This window comes from Paenibacillus sp. EB106-06-01-XG199, assembly GCF_058791575.1.
Window position 1 is genome coordinate 1 of sequence record NZ_JBYTDQ010000043.1, and the last position, 649, is coordinate 649.

At 54.2% G+C, this 649-nt stretch carries 1 rRNA gene; it reads right to left on the reverse strand.

The features are described 5' to 3' along the window. Positions 1-649 (reverse strand): 23S ribosomal RNA (locus AC3WT9_RS34635); the annotation flags it as partial.

Here is a 649-nt window from a genome sequence, read left to right on the forward strand (position 1 = left end):
AGGTTAGAACCTAGATACGATCAGGGTGGTATCCCAACGGCGCCTCCGCAGAAGCTTGCGCTCCTGCCTCTACGGCTCCCACCTATCCTGTACAGATCGTACCCAAATTCAATATCAAGCTGCAGTAAAGCTCCATGGGGTCTTTCCGTCTTGTCGCGGGTAACCTGCATCTTCACAGGTATTAAAATTTCACCGGATCTCTCGTTGAGACAGCGCCCAAGTCGTTACGCCATTCGTGCGGGTCAGAATTTACCTGACAAGGAATTTCGCTACCTTAGGACCGTTATAGTTACGGCCGCCGTTTACTGGGGCTTCGGTTCACAGCTTCGGATTGCTCCTAACCGCTCCCCTTAACCTTCCAGCACCGGGCAGGCGTCAGCCCGTATACTTCGCCTTGCGGCTTCGCACAGACCTGTGTTTTTGCTAAACAGTCGCTTGGGCCTTTTCACTGCGGCCCCCTCGGGCTATTCACCCTACCGAGGCACCCCTTCTCCCGAAGTTACGGGGTCATTTTGCCGAGTTCCTTAACGAGAGTTCTTCCGCGCGCCTTAGAATTCTCTTCTCGCCTACCTGTGTCGGTTTGCGGTACGGGCACCTTCTCCTGGCTAGAGGCTTTTCTTGGCAGTGTGAGATCATGACCTTCGCTACT